The sequence below is a fragment of the Oleiphilus sp. HI0132 genome, from assembly GCF_001635845.1.
Genome location: NZ_LWGJ01001524.1, coordinates 1 through 2,140, shown reverse-complemented (window position 1 = coordinate 2,140; position 2,140 = coordinate 1). Strand labels below are relative to the sequence as shown.

General features: G+C 43.9%; 4 protein-coding genes. All 4 read right to left on the bottom strand.

All coding sequences use genetic code 11. The annotated features are described in order from the left end of the window. Positions 1 to 737 (bottom strand): MATE family efflux transporter (locus A3766_RS23530; protein WP_255375788.1); only part of this gene is annotated, 737 nt, incomplete at its 3' end. Positions 738 to 778: 41 nt separating this feature from the next. Next, positions 779 to 1,480, bottom strand: a complete 702-nt coding sequence (gene trmH / locus A3766_RS23525) for a tRNA (guanosine(18)-2'-O)-methyltransferase TrmH (RefSeq protein ID WP_068507934.1) — start codon at positions 1,478 to 1,480, stop codon at positions 779 to 781. 3 nt (positions 1,481 to 1,483) lie between these two features. Beyond that, a complete protein-coding gene (locus A3766_RS23520; RefSeq protein ID WP_068507986.1) occupies positions 1,484 to 1,876 on the bottom strand; it encodes an MAPEG family protein in 393 nt (130 codons plus the stop codon). Positions 1,877 to 1,928: 52 nt separating this feature from the next. Next, positions 1,929 to 2,140: DUF1820 family protein (locus A3766_RS23515; RefSeq protein WP_156509078.1), on the bottom strand; the 212-nt coding region annotated here is incomplete at its 5' end.

The window sequence follows — 2,140 nt, the reverse complement described above, 5'->3', positions numbered from 1 at the left end:
ACCTCCATTGCATGGGCCAAAGCGATAGGTAATCCAAGCCTTAGCGTTTCAAGAAATTGCGAAAGAGAAAAGTTTTGCCAGCCCTTCCAAAAAGGAAATCCCTTAAATTCATCGCGTCGATAACTCAAAAACACCAATCCCAGAAACATCGCCCAGGAAATAATACAGGTTCCTAAGGCTATGCCTTCCAGGCCCATTTTTGGAAAACCCAAATAGCCTTCCATCAACACCAGACTAACCGGGTAATTTGAAACGGCTGCTATTAGGCTAATAGGAAGAATAAGCCTTGAATTACCTAAGCCAACAACCAAACTGCGCATCAAGATAAAACCAAATGCTGGCAACAATGCCCATAAAACAAGATCTAAATATGATTGAGCAAAAAAAACCAGCTCAGACAGCTGGCCAAAGAAAAGTAAGACAGGCGAGATATTAACCAAGCCAAAAGCAAAGACGACAAAAAGAATCACCACCAATAAGCTACCAGACAAGACTGCACGGTGGATTTCACTTTGATTACCACTGCCCTTAGCAAAAGCAACCATATTAGCCGTAGCGACTAAAGCACCAATACCAACGATGTAAAAGAATTGATATACAACTGCGCCCAAACCACCACCAGCAAGCACATCAACCCCTAAACGCCCCATCAATAGCGTATCGATCAAACCCATTAAAGCAAATGAGATTTGCCCTATTACCAATGGGCCAGCAAGGCTAAAGATAGCTTTCAACATAGGAGAGAGTCTTGTTCTAGTGAGCTTTTATCGCTCAAAGTTTATTCTGAAGCAGAATCACGCTTAGCTCTGATACTCGCATACCATTGTGAGGGGTTTATTATCTCACCGTCCTCTTCACTAACTTCGGGATATGGAAGTTTGTTCTGGTGGCAATAGCTAGCGACTTTAGGGTGCGCCCAGCGAAAGAAAGTTTCCTGATAGGTTTTACCATCTAAACGAACCTGATCATAAGACCCAGCCAAGGACCGCTGCCTTTGCGCTTCAGCGAGAATAATGGCTGCGGCAACCGATACGTTAAATGACTCCACCATACCAAGCATCGGAATCACAATATGCTGATCCACCTTGGCCGCTGCGATATCACTGACGCCCTTCTTTTCATTACCTAATAGAATCGCGCAAGGCTTAGTATAGTCAACATCCCTATAATCAATTGCGCTATCAGACAGATGCGCAGCATAAACCTTATAGTCCTTTTCATGCAGGGTATCAATCGCCTCTGGCATTGACTCATGTCGAACAATATCCACCCAACGATCACTGCCCATTGCCGTACCACTATAAGGGCGATGCTTATCCCAGGGCCATACCATATTTAGTTCTTGGATACCGACCGCATCGCTGGTTCGAACCAGTGCAGCAATGTTTCTCGGCTTATGAATCTGTTCTGTCAGTAGCGTTAAATCTGGCTGTCTGAGGTCTAACGTGCGCTTTAGTTTTTGGTAACGTTCTGGTGTCATGTCTTATCGAGTGACTAAAATTAGAATATTAACAACGGCCATTGCCAGCAAGCACAACCATGTAAACAAAGTACCGTAAAAACGACCTTTAGTCGGACCATTCTTCTTCGATAAGCCATAAGCATGTGCAATACGAGACAATAGTAGCGTCAGTCCGAACACATGTATAAGCCAGGGTGTTAAGTGGTTTAACTCGAGCATTAGCAGTAAAGCAATCCCTACAGGTATATTCTCTACTGCATTAGCATGCGCTCGCACAGCGCTCTTCATTGCTTTTGAGCCAGTATCATCACCAATGGATATTCCCTCATCTCTACGAAAGGTTGTCACCCGATAAGCTAGAAACACGATAAGGATCACTAACAATGAAGCATATAATGGACTAATAAATAACATGGTCATTCTCCTGGCTTTTTATTCTGATAATAAGTAACGCGGGCAGAAGGATCTACGACTTGTCTGGTCGCCCACCCGAAGGAAAACTGGCAACAGAACTGCGGCTTCCAGAGATCTTGGGCGTGCCTTCTTGCTCAACCTCATCAATTCTGACGATCGCATTCATTGGAATATAAGTTCGTTTAACACCAGTAAACTCGTTCTTCAAACGCTCCTCACTAGGATCTACAAGCAATTGACTCTTTTCACCAAAAAGAAGCTGCT